Here is a 19,704-nt window from a genome sequence, read left to right on the forward strand (position 1 = left end):
AAGAAGCAACTCCTCTCTTGGGTTATAGCGCTTCTGTGAAAAACCGACAGGACCATCTTGTGAATTCCCACACAACGCATATGACTATTCCGACCCGGATCAAGGAAATAGGTTCGGCTGCCCGGCACAATTGACTGCAATTGCCATTCCGGCAAGCCATTCAAGGAGCTAATATGCAAGCCATCCATGCCTGTAACCATACGACCCCCGAAGCCCTTTATCCGTTCGATGCGCGCGGTATCGCCAAGCGTTTCCGTCATGCTGCCATCTTTGGCGCGCTTGACGCCCTGCAGCCCGGCGAGACCATGCGCTTCTGCAATGATCACGATCCTCTGCCGCTGCTCGGACAATTGCAGCAGCGTTATGGAGCGCACTTGAATATCGAATACAAGCAGCGCGAGCCGGGAGCCATTGTGATCGACTTTACCGTCGTCAGCTGATTGCTCTACACCGCGAGCCTGACCCTTCTCTCCTTGCTGGCCAGTGTCGTTCTGACGCTGAGCGGGTTTGGTTCGCGGCCAGCCGTGGCTCATCTGGCCTTTGCCGTCGGCATCGTGCCGTTGATCTTTGCGGCGATGAGTCATTTCGTCCCGGTGCTCACCCGCACGGGCGATCCCGGTCGCTGGATCGCCAGATTGCCCCCTGCCGCCCAGTTGGCAGGCCTTTGCGCCGTTCTCGCCATGCAAGGGCTGCTCCCGCGCTGGGTTCTGCACCTAGCGGCGACGATGGATCTGGTTCTGGCGGCGTTATTGCTCAACTGGATTGCCGGCCGGGTGCGGGCAACCCTGGGGTCGCCGCATCCCTGCTGGCGCTGGTATGGCGCGGCACTCGGCTGTCTGATGCTGGCCCTGCTGGCTATCCTGTTCATGGGTTTCTGGCCGCAATACTGGCAATTGTTGCGGCTTTTTCATCTTCATCTGAATACCATCGGTCTGGTTGGTCTGGCCGCCCTCGGCACAATGCCGGTGCTGTTGCCGACGGCCCTCGGTAAACCCGATCCCGAGGCCGTTGGCTGGCTGCATCGTCGGCTCTGGCTGGTGGCTGGCGGGGCGCTGGTCATTGCGACCGGTACGGCCGTGATCTGGCCGTTTGCGGTACCTGGCGCGGCGCTGGTTCTGGTGGCGGCGCTGGGCCTGGTGGGGCAGTGGGCTAGGCGGTTCGGCTTCAGAACCTTGCTAGCTGATGGCGTCAGCGCCTCGCTGCTGGTAGCGGTGGCCGGTCTGTTGCTCACGCTCGCCGCAGGGGTGGCCCACGGTGCTGGCCTGGCACCGGGACAGCCGACGTTGCTCGCCTGGGGCGCCGGCTTCCTGTTGCCACTGGTGACCGGAGCGCTCAGCCAATTGTTGCCCGTCTGGCGCTGGCCAGGGCCGCAAATCCCGGCGCGGGCGCTGATGCGGCAAAAGTTGGCAGCGACCGGACGCTGGCGGGCGGGATTGTTTTTCATGGCCGCCCTGGCCCTGGTCACTGATAACGAAAGCTTGGCCGGGGTTCTGCTGGCCATCGGCATGCTGCTCTTTTTTACCGGACTGCTGCAAGCCGTGCGCGTCTCGCAGTCGACGCGGTAAAATCGCGCTCTTTCGCTTTTCAGGGCTACGCCATGCGCTATATCTCGACTCGCGGTAACGCCGCGCCCCAGGCTTTCTGCGACATCCTCCTCGGCGGTTTGGCGCCGGATGGTGGTCTCTATCTGCCGGAAAGCTATCCGCAGATCAGCCGGGCCGAACTCGACGCTTGGCGCCAGTTGTCGTACGCCGATCTGGCCTACGCCATCCTTTCCAAGTTCATCACTGACATCCCGGCCGCCGACCTAAAGGCGCTGGTTGCCAAGACTTATACCGCCCAGGTTTATTGCCATACCCGCAATGGCGGCGACGCGGCGCAGATCACACCGCTGACCAAGCTCGAAGACGGCCTCTACACCCAGGAACTGTCCAACGGCCCGACGCTGGCCTTCAAGGACATGGCCATGCAATTGCTCGGCAATCTGTTCGAATACGTGCTCGACCAGCGCGGCGAGTCGATCAACATCCTCGGCGCCACCTCGGGCGACACCGGTTCGGCCGCCGAATACGCCATGCGCGGCAAGCATAACGTCAAGGTCTTCATGCTCTCGCCGGACGGCAAGATGAGCGCCTTCCAGCGCGCCCAGATGTACTCGCTGCAAGACCCGAATATCTTCAACATCGCCGTCACCGGCCTGTTCGACGATGCCCAGGATATCGTCAAGGCAGTGTCCAACGACGCCGAATTCAAGGCCAAGTACAAGATCGGCGCCGTCAATTCGATCAACTGGGCGCGGGTCGCGGCGCAGATCGTCTATTACTTCCAGGGCTATTTCCTGGCCACCAAGAACAACGACGAACAGGTCGCCTTCGCCGTGCCGTCGGGCAATTTCGGCAATATCTGTGCCGGTCATATAGCCCGTCAGATGGGCCTGCCGATCGCCCGCCTGGTGCTGGCGACCAACGAAAACGACGTGCTCGACGAATTTTTCCGGACCGGCGTCTATCGTCCGCGCAGCGCGGCGGAAACGAGCATCACCTCTAGCCCGTCGATGGATATTTCCAAGGCCTCCAATTTCGAGCGCTTCATTTTCGATCTGGTCGGCCGCGACCCCGTCGTCGTGCGCGACCTGTGGGGCAAGGTCGACAAGGGCCAGGCATTCGATCTGAGTGCGACGGCCTGCTGGTCAAAGATGCCGGGCTTCGGCTTCGTCTCGGGCAAGAGTACGCATAGCGACCGCATCAAGACCATCCGTTTCGCCCAGGGGCGCTACAACGTGATGCTCGACACCCATACGGCGGATGGCCTCAAGGTGGCCCTGGAGCAGCGTCAGCCGGGCATTCCGATGATCGTCCTGGAAACCGCCCAGCCGGCCAAGTTCGAAGAAACCATCCGTGAGGCCCTGGGCCAGGAGCCCGTGCGCCCGGCTGATCTGGCCGGCATCGAGCAGTTGCCGCAACGGGTGGAAGTCATGGCCCCGGATGTCGAGGCCGTTAAACGCTATCTGGCTGAGCGCGTCTAAAAAGAAAGAAGGGCGGGGATTTCCCCGCCCGGTCGCTTACAGGTAGATGACGGCGGGGAAAACTGCAACCGCCAGCACCAGCACCATCCATTCAAGATTGTGGCGGGCGAGGAAGCCCGTGAAATGCAGCACCAGAATGGCAATGGCGACTACGTAAAACAGCGCAAACAGCATTCGGAACCCCCTGGATACAATCGTTGTTCGACTTGTCAGCTGTAATTATGACGACAACCTGCGCTAAATCCTAGCCGACGAAGCGCATTGATAGGTCGAGGGCCTTGACGTCCTTGGTCAGCGCGCCGACCGATATGCGGTCTACACCGGTCTCGGCAATGGCGCGAATGGTTTCCAGGCTGACGTTGCCCGAAGCTTCGAGTACGGCGCGGCCGGCATTGATCGCCGCCGCCTGGCGCATCATTTCCAGCGTGAAGTTGTCGAGCAGGATCATCGTTGCGCCAGCGGCCAGAGCGGATTGCAACTCATCCAGCGATTCGACTTCGATCTGGATGAACTTGCAGCGTGCTCCGGCCGCGGCCGCAACGGCTTTCGCCGCCGCCATGGCCGGGGCGATACCGCCGGCCGCGTGGATATGATTTTCCTTGATAAGAATGGCATCCCACAGCGCCAGGCGATGATTGCCACCGCCGCCGCAGCGCACGGCAAACTTCTGGGCCAGGCGCAGGCCGGGCAGGGTCTTGCGGGTATCGACCACTTGCGCTCCGGTGCCGGCGATCTCGTCGGCGTAGATGCGGGCTTTGCTGGCAACCGCGGACAGCAGTTGCAGGAAATTCAGGGCGCTGCGTTCGGCCGAAAGCAACGCGCGACCGTTGGCGTCGATGGTGCATAGCAACTGGTTGGGAGTGATCCGGTCGCCATCGGCGGCCTGCCAGCTAACCGTAGCCTGCGGGTCGAGCCGTCTGATGCATTCGTCGAACCAGGCCGTGCCACACAGAACACCGGCTTCGCGGGAAATGACGGTGGCCTTTACCTGACGCTCGCCGGGAACCAGGCTGGCCGTGAGGTCGCCGGCCCCAAGATCTTCGGTCAACGCGGCATCGACATTGCGGGCGATTTCGGGAGCAAGCGGGAGGTCAAATTCGATAGGCATGGGATATTTCGGTGGCGAGCGGAGAGGGCGAATTGTAACGTTTGGAACGCAGCGGTGTCCGTCGGTTGTTTGCGGTATTTCCGGTCAGCGGGGTGCTACGCTGGCAGTTGAACGAACCCATTCGTTCAACTGTTGGCGGGCGGCATCGATCAGTTCGCTGGCGGTCAGGCCGATCGGCCCGAGGCCGTTGGCGACCAGTCGGTCGGCCGCTGCCCCGTGCAGATGCACGCCGCACAATATCGCCTTTTCGGCCGGCCAGCCCTGGCCGAGCAGGGCGCTGACGATGCCGGTCAGGACATCGCCGGAACCGGCCGTCGCCATTCCCGGGTTACCGGTACGATTGATCCACCAATCGCCGCCAATCGTTGCAACCACCGTTCCGCAGCCTTTCAGCGCCACATGGCAGTGGTAACGGCTGACGATTTCGTAAGCGGCGGCGATGCGGTCGGCCTGTACTTCTGCGGTCGTGCACTCGAGCAGGCGGGCTGCCTCGGTTGGGTGCGGCGTCAGGATCGCCGGCGTGCGCCGGCTGGCCAGAGCGGTTTGCAGGCTCTCCTCGCTGGCGACCAGATTGAGGGCGTCGGCGTCGAGGACCAGTGGCAGGTCGAGGCCGAGCGCCGTTTCCAGCAACTCGCCGGCATCGAGCGACATGCCCATCCCCGGGCCGCAGGCCAGGGCGCTGAGTTCGGCCTGGAGCAGGGCCTGCGGTCGGCGGAACATCAGTTCCGGCTGAACGGGATCGAAGCCCGGGGGCTGGTGCTCCATCAGTCCGACGTATACCTTGCCGGCGCCCAGCTTGACGGCAGCGCGCCCGGCCAGAAATGCCGCCCCGACCATTGAATGGGCTCCGCCGAGAATGCCGATGCCGCCGTAACTGCCCTTGTGGCTATTCTGGCGCCGGGGTTTGAGGTGTTCGGAAAAATCCGCCAGGCTGAGCTGGCGGCCATCCGGCGCGAGCTCATTTTCCGGGAGCAGATCGAGCTTGGCTACGCGAAGATCGCCGCAATGGTCAGGGCCATCGTTGGTTAGCAGACCGGGTTTGGCGGCGATGAAAGTCAGCGTGTGGCTGGCACGAATCGTCACGCCGGGGCAGTTGCCGGTATCCGCATTGAGCCCGGAGGGGCAGTCCAGGGCGAGCACGGGGCAGCGGTCGCGAGCCGCCTGGGTATTGGTGGCGGTGATCCATTTTGCATATATGCCTTCCGGGGCACGGGTCAGGCCAATTCCGAACAGGCCGTCGATGATCAGCGACCAGCCGTATTGCGTTGGGATGTCGTCGATGGTCACGCCGCCGGTATCGATAAAACGCTGGTGGGCGGCACGGGCATCGTTGGGCAATTTGGCCGGATCGCCGGCAAAGCACACCTGCACATCGAAGAATAGCTCGCGCAGCAGGCGGGCCGCTTCGAAGGCATCGCCGCCATTGTTACCGGGGCCGGCCAGGACCAGGATTGGCCGGTTGCAGCGCCTGACCAGTTCGGACGCCCAGGCGGCGGCGGCGCTGCCGGCCCGCTGCATCAGGGGCTCGTGGCGGTGTCCAGTTTCGATCAGGCGGAGGCTGGGGCTGAGATAGAGGGAGGTCATCATGGGGCCAGAGAGAGCGGGGAGAGTTGGCGTTTGCCGGCGGTGTGCTTGAGGATCAGCGCCGTCAGCGCGGCGGGATCAATCGGTTTGGCAATGTGATCGACCATGCCACTGGCCAGGCAGCTTTCCCGGTCCTCTGGCAGGGCATGCGCCGTCTGGCCGATGATCGGCAGCCCCGGGCAAGGGCGGAGATCTGTGAGGCGGCGTCATAGCCGTTGAGGACCGGCATCTGGATGTCCATCAGGACGATGTCGAAGCAGCCAGGTGGGTTCTGGCGCACGTTGTCCACGGCCTGTTGCCCATCGCTGGCCATGGTAATGCTGGCACCGTCTTCGTCGAGATTTTCGCGCAGGATTTCCTGATTGATCTCGTTGTCTTCGGCAATCAGCACCTTGATGCCGGCCAGCGGCTTCTGGCCATGAGAGGGCACATCGATCGGCGCGCTCGATGTGCCGGCCTGTAGCTTCAGGCTGGCGCGATAGGGCAGGCGGACCTCGAAAGTGCTCCCCGCGCCCAGTACGCTGTCGACCTTGATCGAACCGCCCATCAATCGGACGATGCGTTCGGTGATCGCCAACCCGAGGCCGGTTCCGCCGAATTTCCGGGTCGTCGAGTTGTCGCCCTGCTCGAACGGATTGAAGATGGTCTTGATTTGCTCGGCCGAGATGCCGATGCCGGTGTCGCTGACGCGTGTCACCAGCTGATTCTGGCTTTCATCGAGCGCCATCTCCACCGCCACTTTGCCGGATTCGGTGAATTTAACTGCGTTGGACAGCAGGTTGAGCAGAATCTGGCGCAGGCGTAGCGGGTCGCTCTGGCAGCTTGGCGGGAGATTTTCTGCCAGCTGCAATTCGAGTCGGATAGCCTTGCCGCTTGCCCGCTCGCGCATCATTTCCAGCATTTCGTTGAGAATGGCGGGAAGATCGACCCGGGTCGATTCAATCTTCAACATCCCGGCATCCATTTTCGAGAGGTCGAGAATGTCGTTGATGATGCCCTGTAGCAGGGTGCCGGAACTGATGATTTTGTCGAATGCCTCATGGGCCCGGCTGTCTTCGGCGCTCGAGCGCCGACCAATATGGGCCATGCCGAGAACTCCATTGAGCGGCGTCCGGATTTCATGGCTCATATTGGCCAGGAAATCGCTTTTGATCCGGGCCAGGCGCTCGGCTTCGGCGCGGGCGAGTTCGAGATCGGCCGTGCGCTGGCGGACCAGTTGCTCCAGATGGTCGCGATAGCGCTCGATCTCTTCATCCTTGCGCTTGTGGTCGGCCAGGGCTTGCCGCAACTCGGCCTCCATGGCCTTGGTCTCGGTGATGTCGGCAATGAAGCCGTACCAGATGATGCCGTCGTCGCTGCCCCGTTCCGGGACGGCATTGACCAACAGCCATTTGAGGCGGCCATCAGGGTGATTGATCCGGTACTCTATGCGCCACGGGCTCAAGGTCTCGGCCGATGCTTGCAGCGACTCGAAGAAGCGTTGCGTATCGTCGGGATGCACCATTTTCCGGATGGCCGCCGAGCTTTTTCCCATTTCCTCCGGCGTTACGCCATAGATATCCGAGATGGCGTCGCTGGTGAAGGGAAAGCTGCCATCACCGTCCGGATTCAGCCGGTATTGAAAAACAACCCCGGGAATATAGGAGACGATGCGGCGCAGGCGGGTGTTGGCGGCGTGGTCGGCGGCGCGGGCCTCTTCGGCGACGATGGCGTCCTGGAGGCCGTTGAAGGCGGTGGTCAGCTGGCCGATTTCGTCCATTTTCCGGACTGGTAGCGGCTGGCGCGGGATAGTGCCATCGCGCATCTCGCCTATCATTGCGGCAGCCTCGGTCAAGGGCGCCAGTTGCCGGCGCAGCCACCACCAGCTGATCAATGTGGCGAGGATGCTCAGGGCCAGCGAGATCAGGATCAGGTGGCGCTGCATGGCGCGGATCGAGGCGAAAGCCTCGTCGGTTGGCAGGACCGACTGCATCAGCCAGCCGGTGGAGGCGATGCGCTTGCTGGAGGAAAGCTCGACGACGCCGCGCGAACTGCGGGCGACGCCGGAGCCCTCGTAACCATCGATGTAGCGGTCGTATACCGGATTGAGGCCGGGCGGTGGCCCGGCTTTCATGACCCGGCGCTTGTCGGAAGAGGCGACAAAAACCCGGGTGACTGGCGCTGTCACCAGAAAGTCACCGGTATTGCCGTACTTGGCGGCGCTGATTTCATCGAAAAAATTGGGTTCAGCCAGATTGGTGACACCGATCACCGCGCCGATCACCTTTCCTTCCGGGGCGTGAATCGGTATCAGCATGCCGACCACGGGTTGCTGGCTATGTTGACTGACTAGTGGATCGGTGATCGTGCTGCGTCCCTGGCGCAGGGTCTCCTGCACGCCGACGTATGCGCTGAAATCAACCCCGCGCCGGTTGAGTCGCTGGGGCATGCTGGCGATAGCGCGGCCGGAGGCATCGATGATGATGATGCCCCAGTTGAAAATGCTGGGCGGGACATCGTGCTGCTCAAGATAGGCCTGCGTAGCATCGGGCGTTTGTAAAATTTCACGGGAAAGTTTGCCGGCAATCGATTCGGCGATGCTCATCCGCTCGCGGACGGAGCGGTCAATTTCCTTGGCGAGCAGCGAAACGGTCGAAAACTGCTGCGCCGAAATGGTGGCTTCCATATCGCGACGCAGGGACTGGCTGAGTGCCAGCGCCGTGGCCCACAAGACGGCCAAACTGACGATCAGAACCCCGATGGTTAGCCGGGTGCGCAGTGATTGCCAGTCGAAAAATCGGAGCGATGCCTTCATGGTCTTCCCGTGACTGACTCGAAAGCCCGGTTGTCATGGCGACAATGGCAAGAGGCAGGTGGCGTATTGTCGCCCGTGCACCGTCTGCCGGCAACCGCCGCCAGTTCAGCGGATGACGTCCAACAGCGATTTTGCCGAGCGGATGGTGTTGGCATGGATGGCCACGGTATCGTCGATGTTCCGGGCGTAACCCCCGGCCATGGCGATGGCGACGGGTGTCCGGTGCGCCTGACAGCGGCTGAAGACGCGGCGATCGCGTTCGGCCAGGCCGTCGATGCTGAGACCGAGGCGGCCCAGGCGGTCGTCCCGGTAGGGGTCGGCGCCGGCCAGGTAAATCACCAGATCGGGACGTGCGAGGTCGAAGGCGATGTCGAGCCCTTCGTCCAGGCGCAGCAGATAGGCGGTGTCGGCGCAGCCATCCGGCAATTCGATGTCGTGGTCGCTTCGTTCCTTGGCGAACGGGAAATTGCGGGCGCCATGGATCGAGAACGTGAAGATGCTGTCGTCCCCGGCCAGGATGCTGGCTGTGCCGTTGCCCTGATGAACGTCGCAATCGATCACCAGAACCCGCTCGGCCCGTCCTTCAGCCTGCATGGCGCGGGCGGCGACGGCGGCGTCGTTGAAAACGCAGAAGCCTTCGCCGCGATCGCGAAAGGCATGGTGGGTGCCACCAGCAAGATTGGCCGAAACGCCATCCACCAGGGCATTCCGGCAGGCGCATATGGTGGCGCCGGCGGAGCGGCGGGAGCGTTCGACCATCCCCTCACTCCACGGAAAGCCGATGGCCTTCTGAGCTTTTTCGGAGAGCTGGCCGGCGGCGACCTGGCGGATGTAGTCGGGATCGTGGGCGCGGGCCAGTTCTTGGTCGGTCGCCGCGTGCGGCAGATGGAAGTCATCGGCGGCGAATTCGCCGCCGGCCAGCAGCGCCTGCCGGAGCCGGGAATACTTTTCCATCGGAAAACGGTGCCCGGCTGGCAGGGGTAGTACGAAGACATCGGTGTAGTAAAGCTTCATCGGGGAGGGGGCGGGAAAAAAGGTAAGGAATCATTGTCGGTCGAAGCACCTCGTTCCGCTACCTGGCCGCTATGCAGAATGGAACTTGGCGGGCGGGTTGGAGTCTGAGCGGCAGGAAGTACGAGGCGCCGGCTCGGGTCTGATCGTCTGGTCGATTGATTGCCCGGTCGCGTGCTGGCCAGCGTGGCAAGGAGGTCGCAATGCGTGCCATTTTTATAAGTTATCGCCGGGATGATTCCGAAGGTCAGGCTGGTCGCTTGTTCGACGATCTCAGCAACCATTTTGGCGAGGACACCGTCTTCATGGATGTGGCCGGCATCGAGCCGGGACGAGATTTTCGCCGCGTCATCGACGAACACGTGGCCTCCTGCGGTGTTTTGCTGGCCATCATCGGCAAGAGCTGGACCGATGCCAAGGACGAGGAAGGTCGGCTCCGGCTCGACGACCCGATGGATTTCGTTCGCCTCGAAACCGCCTCCGCCCTGAAGCGTGATATTCCTGTCGTGCCGGTACTCGTGCACGGGGCGCGTATGCCACGCGCCGAACAGTTGCCCGATGACCTGAAGGAACTAACATTTCGTAACGGCGTCGAGTTGACGCACGCGCGCTGGGACTCTGATGTCCAGGTACTGATCAAGGCGCTCAGCCCGTATGTGGCCACACTGCAAAAGCAGGATGGTGGCGCGCCGGACAAGGCGCTGGCTCAGGCACGGCAGCCGACCGGGACAGCCGATGTCATATCGGCTCGGGTCGCACCGGCGGCAAAGAATAATGTGGGCATTATCGTTGCGCTCGCGATGGCGGCCATCCTGCTCGCAGTCGGTGGATACTGGGCATATCGAAATGCAGTCGAGACTGCAGGGCAGGAAAGAATAGCCGCAGAACAAACCAAAGCCGCCGAGTCGGACAGGCTGGCTCAGGAACGGGCGAGGGAAAAAGCCGAAGCTGACCGGGTCGCCGCCGACAAAGCCAAGGCGCAGGAGGCTGAGAGGTTGGCCCGCGATCGCGCGAGCCAACAGGCCGAAGCGGAGAAAATCGCCATCGAGAAAGCGAGACTTGAAGCCGAGCGGCTGGCCATACAAAAGGCCAGACTCCAGGCCGATGTCGACAGAGTGGCCCGGGAAAAGGCGGAAGCCGAACGGCTTGCGGCCGAAAAGGCAAGAGCGGCCGAGGCAGAAAGAATCGCCCGCGAACGCGCCTCGCCGAACCGGGGCTGGCTGGCCCATGATTTCCCGGCGCCGAACGGTGGCAGGCTGGTTTACCGGATCATGGCGGACGGCAATCCGGCCTGCGCCTCTTACGACGCGGCCAATTGCTTGTGGGGCGTTCCCTTTAGCGAACTCGACATGCAGCGCATCCGGGTGCTTGCCTGTGGCAAACCGCACTATGCCCGATGGGGTGCCACCGGCTACGAAGACCCCAAACACTGGTGCAGCATCGCCCGAAGACTACGCCTGAGCCGGGCGGAATAGAGGCGACGACGGATGTCCGCAAATTGATCGAGTGGGGCGCGGGCCGGTGAAATCGGCGGAAGGGCCGGCCCGCTCGCCGCTTTTCAGTTGAGCGCTGCCGACATCTTGCGGCGGAATTCGCGAATCAGGTCGTCGTACTGGTCGCTACCGCCGAGCGCTTCGAACAGTTGCAGCAGCGCCTTGCGGCCGGCGCCTTCCTCGAAGAAACGGTCGCGGACGACGACTTCGAGCGCCGCTTCCATCGCTTCGCGGAAACGGCTCTGCGCGGCGTAGGCGCGGGACAGGTCGAGGCGGATGGCGTGGTCGGCCGGGTTGGCGGCCAGTTTGGCTTCGAGTTCGGCCGTATCGGCGGCACCGGCGGCCAGCGCCAGGCGGGCTCGCAGGGCATTGGCGCGGGCGGCTTCCTGGGTGTATTCGCCGGACAACAGCTGCTGGGCTTCGTCGCTGCGCCCGAGCTGGATCAGCACGTCGACGGCGTCGAGCTGGATGGCCTGGTCTTCCGGCTTGGCCTTGCTGGCTTCGACCAGCTTGGCGAGGGCTTCTTCGAGCTTGCCATCGGCGACCAGGGCAGCGGCTTCCTCGCGCAGGTTGCCGCCGGCCGCGGCGGGCAGCGCGAAGCGGTCGAGGAATTCGCGGATCTGGCTTTCGGGCAGGGCGCCATTGAATTCATCGACCAACTGGCCCTGGAACAGGACCTTGACCGAGGGAATGCTGCGCACGCCGAAGTGCTGGGCGAGTTCCGGGTTCTCGTCGGAATTGACCATGGCCAGCAGGAAGCGGCCCTGGTATTCCTCGGCCAGCTTTTCCAGTATCGGCTTCAGGGCTTTGCAGGGTTCGCACCACGGCGCCCAGAAGTCGACGACGACCGGCACGTCCTGGGCCGGCAGCAGGACCTTGGTTTCAAATTCCTCAATGGAAACGTCAAAGGCAAATTGGGACATGGCGGGAACCTGTAATAGTTAGAGTGTCGCGAATTCTACTGCCAGCCGGGGGCTGTCGGGCGATTGCAGGTGCAGCCTGGCAGCCGTCGGCTGATTCAGCCAATTGGCAACCAGAGCGGGGAAATCCGGGGTGTCGGGCACGGCCGCGGGGACGTTCGCAGTCGTTGGCAGCAAGCAAGCCCGGGCGGTTTCCAGACGGGTGCCGGCGAGGGCCAGCCAGTGGCCGACGGCGCCATCCGCTGTGCTGTCGAGATGGGCGCACAGGACTTGCGCGTAACGACCTTCGGCCAGCCAGTTGCCGGCCAGCGCGAGGAGCAGCGACCAGTTGGCGAGACCGGCGGTATCGAGCGGGAAGTGCATGGCCGAGCGCAGGCCGGGGAGGAAGGGCTGGATCTGGACTGCGGCCAGGACGGGCTGGGTGGCCAGAAACTCGAAGGGCATCGGTTCGCCGCCACCGGCGTAGAGTTCGTCGAGCATGGCCTGGGTCTCCTGGCGCGGGCCATGGGTCGATTGCCAGAGCAGGGCGGTTGGCAGGTGGCGGCGCTCGGCGGGCAGGTTGGCCAGGGCCCCGAGCAGCGCCAGTTGAGTCAGGGGGGCGGCACGGCGCAGCGGTTTGCCGAGCGCGGTGCGGACGGCACTCGGCAGCTCGTCGGCGGCGAGGTGCTGGCTGAAGGCGGAGGTCAGGTAGATCATCGGCGCTCGACGATCATCGTGGCCAGCCCGCCGCCGAAGCCGACCAGATTGAGCATGGCGCGTTTGACCGGGGCAGTGCAGCGTGTCGTGGTCGGTTGCAGGCCAATTTCCGGATCGGGATCGGCAAAGCCGGCGGTGGCTGGAATTCGCTCGCTATCGAGGCAGGCGATCAGGGCGGCCGCTTCGGCGATGCCGCTGGCGCCCAGGGTATGGCCGAGCGCCGACTTGAGCGAGAGCAGTGGCGGCATGGCTTGGGCGAAAACCCGGCGCAGGGCGTTGGCTTCGGCGAGGTCGGTGCCGGGCGAACCGGCGGCCTGCAGTTTGAGCAGTTCGATGTCGCTTGGCGTCAGGCCTGCCTCATGCAGGCAGTCGGCGATCACGGCCGCCAGCGGGCCGCCTTCGGGATCGGGGCCGGTCATCGAATAGGCATCGATCCCGGTGCACAGGCCGGCGATGCGCCAGCGGCCGGGCGTGGCCGAGAGGCGCAGGGCGGCGACCGCTTCGCCGAGGACCAGGCCGTCGCGGCGGGCGTCGAACGGCCGGCAGGCGCTCGGCGAGAGCAGCTCCATGGCGGCGAAGCCGGCCAGGGTCAGATTGTTGGCGAGCTCGATGCCGACGATGACGGCCTCGTCGATCTGGCCGGCCGCGATCAGACTGCGTGCCGCATCGATTGCGGAAAAGCCGGAAATGCAGGCATTGGACAGACTGTAGCGCGGCCCGGCGAGTTGTAGCCAGTCCGCAATGGTCCGGCTGAATTCGGCATTGGCGGCGGGCAGGTCGCAGGGAGCGCCTTGTTGCTCGAAATGGCCGATCTGGAAGGACGAGGAGGCGACGAAGAGCGGGGCGCCGGGATGCAGCGGGCCAAGCTGGGCGGCGATGCAGCCGATGGCCCGCTCGGCGCGGGCCAGCCAGTTGGGTTCAGCCAGCGGCAGGCTGAAGTAGGGAAATTCGCGCTCGCCGAGCCGGCGCTGGCTGCTTGCCCAATCGCCCGTCCACAGGGCGTCGGCGACGGCCGCCGGCGAATCGCCGCGGGCGCAGAGTAGTCCGCTGCCGGTGAAATAGACCGGGCGGCTCATGCGCGCCGGGCAAGCCAGGCGTCGAGGTGTTCGGCGAGGTTGGCGACGCTGGACAGGATGCGGCGGGTTTCCTTGCTGTCCGGCAAGCGCAGCCCGTATTTCTTCTTGATCGCCATCGAGACTTGCAGGGCGTCGAGCGAGTCGAGCTGGAGCGGCGCTTCCGGGCCGAACAGCAGTTCGTCGTCGGTAATGCTGGCTGGGTCACAATCCTTGTCGCAGGCTTCGACGATCAGGGCTTTGATTTCAAGGCAGAGGGCAGCGTTCATGATTGGGCGGCGAAGTCGCGGTGGTTGAGCCAGACGGCGGCGAGCAGCGCGAGGGTGGCAAAGACCAGCAGCTGGAGCAGGTTGGGCAGGATGTCGGCAAAGCTGCCGTGGCGCAGCATCACGTTATGGAAGCCTTCCAGCCCCCAGGCCATCGGCGAGATGGCGGCCAGTTTCTGCATGGTGGCCGGCATGATGAATTTGGGCACCATGATGCCGCCGATGGCGCCCATCAGGATGTTGCCGATGCCGCCGACGATGGTCGCCTGTTCCGAGGTGCGGGCCAGACTGGCGATGAGCAGCGCCCAGGCTACGGCGGCGAGGCTGACGGCGGCCGAGACCGCCCACCAGTTGAGGAGCAGCGGCAGGCTGTCGGGTATTTCCAGCGCTTCGCTGCCGAACAGCGGGACGACGAAGATGCCGACCAGCACCATCATCACCGCCTGCACCTGATTGACCAGGAAGAAGGGCAGCAGCTTGCCGGCGAGGATCAGATGAAAGGGCAGGCCCATGGCGCGCAGCCGTTGCAGGGTGCCCTGCTGGCGCTCGATGATGAAGATCGAGGAAACCGGAATGACCACAAAGAACATCGCGAAGATTAGCCAGGCCGGCACGTTCTGCTGCACCGAGGAGGGCAGTTGGGCGCTCCGGTCGTTCCTGACCGCGATGCTGCGGATTTCGTCGGGCCAGTCCTTGTCGGCCGTGCCGGTTGCCGCCGTCGGCAGGCCGAAGAGTTTGCCGGCGCGCACGGTCAGTTCGTCGGCGCGGACGCCGCCGAGGGCGGCCATGATCTGGTTGCGGAAGGCGAGCTGCAGGGCGGGGTTCAGAGTCGGGTCGATCAGCAACTGGAGTTGCTCGGTCGGTTGGCCATCGGCCCCGGCCGGGGTCAGCAGGCGTTCGCCGAAACCTTTGGGCAGGACCAGGGCCAGCGCCTGGCGCTTGGCGAGGATGTCCTGGTGGGCGGCATCGGGATCGTTGGCGCTGTCCAGCCGCCGAAAGGCCGCCCCCTTGTCGAGCCGCTTGATCAGGGCTTGCGAATGGATGCTCCGGTCGAGATCGACGACGACATAGGCGACGTCGATCGTGGTGCCCGGCGAGAAGGCGTCGCGCAGCGCCATGGTCATGACCAGGATGAAAATGGTCGGCATGATGAAGAGGGCCAGCAGGCCGTGCTTGTCGCGGGTCAGCGCGATGGTTTCCTTGAGCCAGAGGGCGAGCAGGCGGGGTGACATGGTTCAGTCCCGCAAGGAGCGTTTGGTCAGCTGCATGAATACCTGTTCCAGGTTGTGCTGACCGAAGTTCAGGTTATTGACCGTGCAACCGGCGGCCGCCAGTTCGTCGAGCAGGCGGGGCAGGGCGGCGGTGGCGGGCAGTCTGAGACGGTATTTCAGCGTGTTTTCGGCGACCGCCTGGTAGCGGGTGGCGATGGCGTCCGGCAGCGGCTGGCCGAGATGCAGTTCGAGCGAAGGTTCCGCGCTGCGCAGGATGTCGTTCAAGGTGCCTTCGGCGAGGACCTTGCCCTGGTCGATGATGGCGATCTTCTGGCAGATGGCCTCGACCTCTTCCATGTAGTGGCTGGTGTAGATCACCGTCGTGCCGGCGGCGGGCAGGGCGGCGATCGAATCGAGCAGGAAGTGGCGCGACTGCGGATCGACGCCGACCGTCGGTTCGTCGAGCAGCAGCAGTTGCGGCTGGCCGAGCAGGCCGATGGCCAGGTTGAGGCGCCGGCGCAGGCCGCCGGACAGCTGTTCGGCGCGCTTGCCGACGACCTGTTCGAGGCGGGCGAAGGCGATGGCCGAGTCGATCTGGGCCTTGAGCTTGGACCCGCTCAGGCCGAGGGCGCCGCCGAAGAAGCCCAGGTTCTCGCCGACGTCGAGCATCGGGTAGAAGGCGTAATCCTGCGGCACCAGGGCGATGGTCCGCGGATTGGCGGCGCGGGCTTCGGCCAGCGGCTGGTCGTCCAGTGTGATCCGGCCGTTGGTCGTGCTCAGCAGGCCGGCGAGCAGCGAAATCAGCGTCGTCTTGCCGGCGCCGTTCGGGCCGAGCAGGCCATAGACGCCACCGGCCGGGATGGTGAGGGAAACGGCTTGCAGCGCCTCGCTGGCGGCGGCGCGATAGCGGTACGAAACGCCATCGATGGCCAGCATCAGGCAGCGCGGCGCAGGTCGAGGAAGAATGCCTTCTCGCGCTCGGCGATCTGGCGCAGCTTGGCGGCCAGGGCGGCCGGGACCAGGGGCTCGCGGTCGCGGATCATGCGGGCGGCGGAAAGGGCGAATTCGCGCCACTCGTCGCCGATGTCGACGAGGTTCTCCGAGAGTTCGTTAAGGCGCGGCCGGGCTAGCAGTTCGGCAGCTTCCTGCAGGAAAGAAGCGTAGATGAAGCGGAAACCGCCGCCGCCGGTGCCGATCTCTTCCTGCATGCGGACGACTTGGCCGATGAACATCTTGGCCTGCGCCGGATCGTTCTTGGCGGCCAGGCCTTCGATGGCGTTGGCCAGCCGGCGGATGCCGCGCACGCCAATGATTGGCAGCGGCGTGTCGAGCATGATGCGCGTCGTCTTTTTCAGGGCCTTGGGGATGACCTTGGTCCAGTCCGGGGTCGATGGCTTGCCGGTGGTGTAATAGAGCAGGCCTTTCGGGGCCAGTGCGCCCTTCGCGAAGCGGGCTTTTTGCAGCGCCTCGCCGGCGCAGCTGACTGTGGTCTCGAAGACCGGGTCGGACAGTTGATAGTCGCCGCTGGCTGCGTCGCGGCCGTAGGCCAGCACGTTGTGGGCGTTGAAGTGGAAGCGCAGGTCTTCCGGCATGTAGGGCAGGAAGAAGACCGAAGTCTGCATGCCGACCACTTCGCCGTCGGCCAGCAGTTCGTCGAGGCGCCGGGTGCCGGCCACCGGGTCGCGGAAGGTCTCGAAGCGCATGGTTAGGCCGAGCGGCTTTTGCAGGCCCTTGATGATGAACTTCGGCGGCATGCGGTAGGAAACCAGCGGCAGGCCGTTGATTTTGATGATCGGCAGGTAGGCGAAGGACAGCGCCGAGGAGAGGCCGAAGGCCATCGGTTCCGAGATCGGCAGGCCGTGGTGGCGCAGCATGGCCGACATGACGCCGCTTTCGCAGTGGGAAGCCTGGCTGTGCTGAAATTCCATCATTCGGCCTTTTTCAGTTGCTCGACGCTGATGCCCATCACGCTGGCGTAGCGGCCGAGCAGGGCCGGCGACAGGCCGGCGAAGACGGCGGGCCGGAAATGGCGGCGGATACGCCACTGCCAGAGGCCAGTGGTCTGGGAAAGCAGCGGCACGTCCATGCGCGCCTTGTGCATGTGATATTCGAGAGTCGAGGTCTGGCCGGCCAGTACCCGCTGGCGGGCATCTTCGGCCAGCCGGTTGAGATCGTCGACGGCTTGGCGGGTGACGATTTCTTCGACTTCCCAGCCGGCCGACTGGACGATCTGCAGCTTGCCGTCCTCGCCGCGGGCATAGACCGCCTTGCGATGACCGCCGAGGGTGACGTTGCCTTCCTGCGGAACGTCGCGCTCAAGCATGGTCGACTGCGGTCAGGTACATCAACGAACCGGTGAAACGGCCGCTTTCGGGAACGAAGCAGAGCAGGCGGTCGCCGGCCTTCAGTCGACCACTCTTCAGCAGTTCGTCGATCATGATGTAGATCGCTGCCGAGCCGGTGTTGCCCTTGGTGTGCAGGTTGGTGAACCATTTTTCCGGCGCCACCGTGAAGCCGACGGTGGCCATGCAGTCGGCGATCGGCAGTCGGAAATATTCGGAAGACATGTGCGGCAGATACCAGTCGACATCGGCCGGAGTCAGGCCGCGGCTGGTCATGACTTTTTCCAGCGGTTTGCCGACCGTCTGGTAGACCACGCTTTCGTTGAGCAGCCGGACGTCCTGCTTGACCGCAAAGACCGAGCGCGCCGCCCATTCCTCGGCAGGGAAGGCTTTCCAGCCTTTCAGCGAACCATCGGCCTGCTTTTCGCCGCCGGCATACATGCAGACGTCCATATGGTTGGCCTGCGACAGGATGTCGATCCACTCGATGCGCAGCGACAGGCCGCTGGCCGCCGGCCGGTTCTGAAGCAGGAAGGCGCCGGCGCCGTCGGACAGCATCCAGCGCAGGAAATCCTTCTCGAAGGCGATTTCGGGATTGTTTTCCAGTTCGGCAACGCGGAATTCGGATTCGGCCTCGAAATTGCGCGCATGCAGCACGGCGGAAGCCTGTTCCGAGCCGGTGGCCACGGCATTCTCGGCGAGGCCGGCGAGGACCGACATATAGGCGTACTTCAGTGCGGTGATGCCGGAAACGCAGATGCCGGCGGTGGAGACCACTTCGCAGGGCGGGATGCCCAGTTCGCCGTGAACCATCACGCCATGATTGGGCATCAGCTGGTCGGGCATCGTGGTGCCGGTGGCGAGGCAGTCGATCGTCTGGCCGACCCCGAGACCGCGCACGGCTTCGGCCGTGAGCTGGGCATTGGTGTGGGTCGTTTCGCCGGTCAGCGGATCGATCGCGTAATGGCGCTGGCGGATGCCGTTGTTGCGCAACACGATGCGGCGGGCGCGGGAAGGCCGGCCACCGACCACGCCGAGGATGTTTTCCATGTCCTCGTTGCCGACTGGGGCATTAGGCAAAAATGCCGATGTCCCCGTGATGTAAACCTTGCCGCTACTGTGCATATTTGTTCAGGTTGAAGTCCTGCGAGCCGGAAGGTTGTTCGAGCTCGGTTTTGAGTCGTTCAAGCCGGGGCTTGAGCAGGGGAGAAAGCAGCCATTGTAGCAACAGGCTTAAGGGAACGACGGTCAGTACCAGGGTGATCAGGTACAGGGCAAAAACGAGCAGCATCGGCCGTCGCCGCCACTGGCCGCGTTTGCCGAAGGCGCGGATCAGCTTCGACCAGACCTTGAAAGCGCGGTGGGCGGCGCGCTCGCTGAGGGCGAGGCGGGGATTGACGGTAGTGGCGCGCAGGCCGGTGAGCATGGCGGTGCCGGATTTCTCGCCGTCCCGGTCGAGCGCATCGCTCAGGGCGCGGCCGAAACGGCTGGCCTGGCGGATTTCTTCCGGCGCCACGCCGGCCGGCGGCAGGCCGAGCCACCGGTCGCGGCGGCCGGTCAGTACCCAGCGCGGGGTGGTGATGAAGGTGGCCAGCGCGTGACCTTGATCGGTAAACGCCAGGTGGTCGCGTAATTGACCGCCGGCTTCGGCGATCAGCCGTTTCATGGTCTCCTGTGCCGAGAGCCACATGTTGCGACAGGCGACCAGCGTGATCACCGGTTTGCCGTCGATCAGCTGCCGGCCTTCCGGGCTTTTCAGAAAGGCTGTCATCGGCAGGGCGGGCGACAGGTACCAGACCTGATAGGTCAGGATCACCAGGTCAAACTCGCGGCTGGCAGGAATCCCCAGGGGCTTAAGTGGCGGTGCATCAAGCTGCACGCACTCGGGGAAGGCGTCGACGAAATCGACGATTGGCCACGGCCACGGGAAGGGCGTTTCCGGCACCAGGGTTTCGAGATGCACGTCGTGCCCGGCGGCTCGCAGCGGGGCGATCACCTGCGCCGTGATGTCGGCGAGTTGTCCGGTTTGCGAATAATTGATGACGAGAACGTGTTTCAAGCTGGTTTCTGGTGGCTGGGTAACCCGCGATTCTAGCAAATCGGGGAGAAATTACCGTGGTCGTGCGGAACTCGGCTGGAATATCGATGTCGGTCGCGAGGCTTGGGGGTTTTTGCGGTTTT

19 protein-coding genes are annotated in these 19,704 nt (G+C 64.0%); 4 read left to right on the top strand and 15 right to left on the bottom strand.

The features are described from left to right. Nucleotides 1–173: 173 nt before the first annotated feature. From NQE15_RS12485 to thrC, 3 genes are read left to right on the top strand one after another with little or no spacing between them, the layout of a single operon-like run. On the top strand, nt 174–440 hold the full coding sequence (locus tag NQE15_RS12485) for a DUF2249 domain-containing protein (protein WP_265941748.1): 267 nt from the start codon (nt 174–176) through the stop codon (nt 438–440). Next, complete coding sequence (locus NQE15_RS12490) at nt 441–1,565, top strand: hypothetical protein (RefSeq protein ID WP_265941750.1); 1,125 nt, start codon at nt 441–443, stop codon at nt 1,563–1,565. It begins immediately after the preceding gene. 32 nt (nt 1,566–1,597) lie between these two features. Continuing rightward, complete coding sequence (thrC, locus tag NQE15_RS12495) at nt 1,598–3,025, top strand: threonine synthase (RefSeq protein WP_265941752.1); 1,428 nt, start codon at nt 1,598–1,600, stop codon at nt 3,023–3,025. Between the two features lie 36 nt (nt 3,026–3,061). On the opposite strand, the gene NQE15_RS12500 is transcribed toward thrC, so the two are convergent. The 5 genes from NQE15_RS12500 to NQE15_RS12520 form a co-directional block, all read right to left on the bottom strand. Beyond that, nucleotides 3,062–3,199: a hypothetical protein gene (locus NQE15_RS12500; protein WP_265941754.1), complete on the bottom strand. Its 138-nt coding sequence runs from the start codon at nt 3,197–3,199 to the stop codon at nt 3,062–3,064. Between the two features lie 70 nt (nt 3,200–3,269). After that, nucleotides 3,270–4,133 carry a carboxylating nicotinate-nucleotide diphosphorylase gene (nadC, locus tag NQE15_RS12505; protein ID WP_265941756.1) on the bottom strand — a complete coding sequence of 288 codons (864 nt, stop codon included), beginning with the start codon at nt 4,131–4,133 and terminating at the stop codon, nt 3,270–3,272. An 84-nt stretch (nt 4,134–4,217) separates the two neighbouring features. Then, complete coding sequence (locus NQE15_RS12510) at nt 4,218–5,717, bottom strand: NAD(P)H-hydrate dehydratase (RefSeq protein ID WP_265941758.1); 1,500 nt, start codon at nt 5,715–5,717, stop codon at nt 4,218–4,220. A 64-nt stretch (nt 5,718–5,781) separates the two neighbouring features. Further along, nucleotides 5,782–8,511, bottom strand: coding sequence for an ATP-binding protein (locus NQE15_RS12515; RefSeq protein ID WP_265941760.1), 2,730 nt, complete (start codon nt 8,509–8,511; stop codon nt 5,782–5,784). A gap of 105 nt (nt 8,512–8,616) precedes the next feature. Then, a complete protein-coding gene (locus tag NQE15_RS12520) occupies nt 8,617–9,525 on the bottom strand; it encodes a histone deacetylase (RefSeq protein ID WP_265941762.1) in 909 nt (302 codons plus the stop codon). A 257-nt stretch (nt 9,526–9,782) separates the two neighbouring features. Here NQE15_RS12520 and NQE15_RS12525 point away from each other — a divergent pair, with 257 nt between their 5' ends. Continuing rightward, nucleotides 9,783–10,997, top strand: a complete 1,215-nt coding sequence (locus NQE15_RS12525) for a hypothetical protein (protein WP_416336461.1) — start codon at nt 9,783–9,785, stop codon at nt 10,995–10,997. An 83-nt stretch (nt 10,998–11,080) separates the two neighbouring features. Here NQE15_RS12525 and NQE15_RS12530 read toward each other — a convergent pair whose 3' ends face one another. The 10 genes from NQE15_RS12530 to NQE15_RS12575 form a co-directional block, all read right to left on the bottom strand. Further along, nucleotides 11,081–11,938 carry a tetratricopeptide repeat protein gene (locus NQE15_RS12530; RefSeq protein ID WP_265941766.1) on the bottom strand — a complete coding sequence of 286 codons (858 nt, stop codon included), beginning with the start codon at nt 11,936–11,938 and terminating at the stop codon, nt 11,081–11,083. Nucleotides 11,939–11,956: 18 nt separating this feature from the next. Beyond that, a complete protein-coding gene (locus NQE15_RS12535) occupies nt 11,957–12,631 on the bottom strand; it encodes a hypothetical protein (protein WP_265941768.1) in 675 nt (224 codons plus the stop codon). Next, the gene (locus NQE15_RS12540; protein ID WP_265941770.1) at nt 12,628–13,707 is read right to left on the bottom strand and encodes a beta-ketoacyl synthase N-terminal-like domain-containing protein; all 1,080 of its coding nucleotides are present in this window, start codon (nt 13,705–13,707) and stop codon (nt 12,628–12,630) included. Before NQE15_RS12540 ends, NQE15_RS12535 begins: the two co-directional genes overlap by 4 nt. Further along, nucleotides 13,704–13,973, bottom strand: coding sequence for a phosphopantetheine-binding protein (locus NQE15_RS12545; RefSeq protein ID WP_265941772.1), 270 nt, complete (start codon nt 13,971–13,973; stop codon nt 13,704–13,706). The genes NQE15_RS12540 and NQE15_RS12545 overlap by 4 nt, the downstream gene beginning before the upstream one ends. Continuing rightward, entirely contained in the window at nt 13,970–15,202 is a 1,233-nt protein-coding gene (locus tag NQE15_RS12550; RefSeq protein WP_265941773.1) for an ABC transporter permease, read from the bottom strand. Before NQE15_RS12550 ends, NQE15_RS12545 begins: the two co-directional genes overlap by 4 nt. A 3-nt stretch (nt 15,203–15,205) precedes the next feature. Then, the gene (locus NQE15_RS12555; protein ID WP_265941775.1) at nt 15,206–16,117 is read right to left on the bottom strand and encodes an ABC transporter ATP-binding protein; all 912 of its coding nucleotides are present in this window, start codon (nt 16,115–16,117) and stop codon (nt 15,206–15,208) included. Next, nucleotides 16,117–17,112 carry a BtrH N-terminal domain-containing protein gene (locus tag NQE15_RS12560; RefSeq protein WP_265941777.1) on the bottom strand — a complete coding sequence of 332 codons (996 nt, stop codon included), beginning with the start codon at nt 17,110–17,112 and terminating at the stop codon, nt 16,117–16,119. The genes NQE15_RS12555 and NQE15_RS12560 overlap by 1 nt, the downstream gene beginning before the upstream one ends. Further along, nucleotides 17,109–17,504: a hypothetical protein gene (locus NQE15_RS12565; protein ID WP_265941779.1), complete on the bottom strand. Its 396-nt coding sequence runs from the start codon at nt 17,502–17,504 to the stop codon at nt 17,109–17,111. Before NQE15_RS12565 ends, NQE15_RS12560 begins: the two co-directional genes overlap by 4 nt. Further along, the gene (locus tag NQE15_RS12570; RefSeq protein WP_416336462.1) at nt 17,497–18,573 is read right to left on the bottom strand and encodes a beta-ketoacyl-ACP synthase III; all 1,077 of its coding nucleotides are present in this window, start codon (nt 18,571–18,573) and stop codon (nt 17,497–17,499) included. Before NQE15_RS12570 ends, NQE15_RS12565 begins: the two co-directional genes overlap by 8 nt. Before the next feature lie 64 nt (nt 18,574–18,637). Beyond that, nucleotides 18,638–19,582: a dialkylrecorsinol condensing enzyme gene (locus NQE15_RS12575; protein ID WP_265941783.1), complete on the bottom strand. Its 945-nt coding sequence runs from the start codon at nt 19,580–19,582 to the stop codon at nt 18,638–18,640. Nucleotides 19,583–19,704 lie beyond the last annotated feature (122 nt).

It is taken from the genome of Dechloromonas sp. A34 (assembly GCF_026261605.1).
Lineage (GTDB): Bacteria > Pseudomonadota > Gammaproteobacteria > Burkholderiales > Rhodocyclaceae > Azonexus.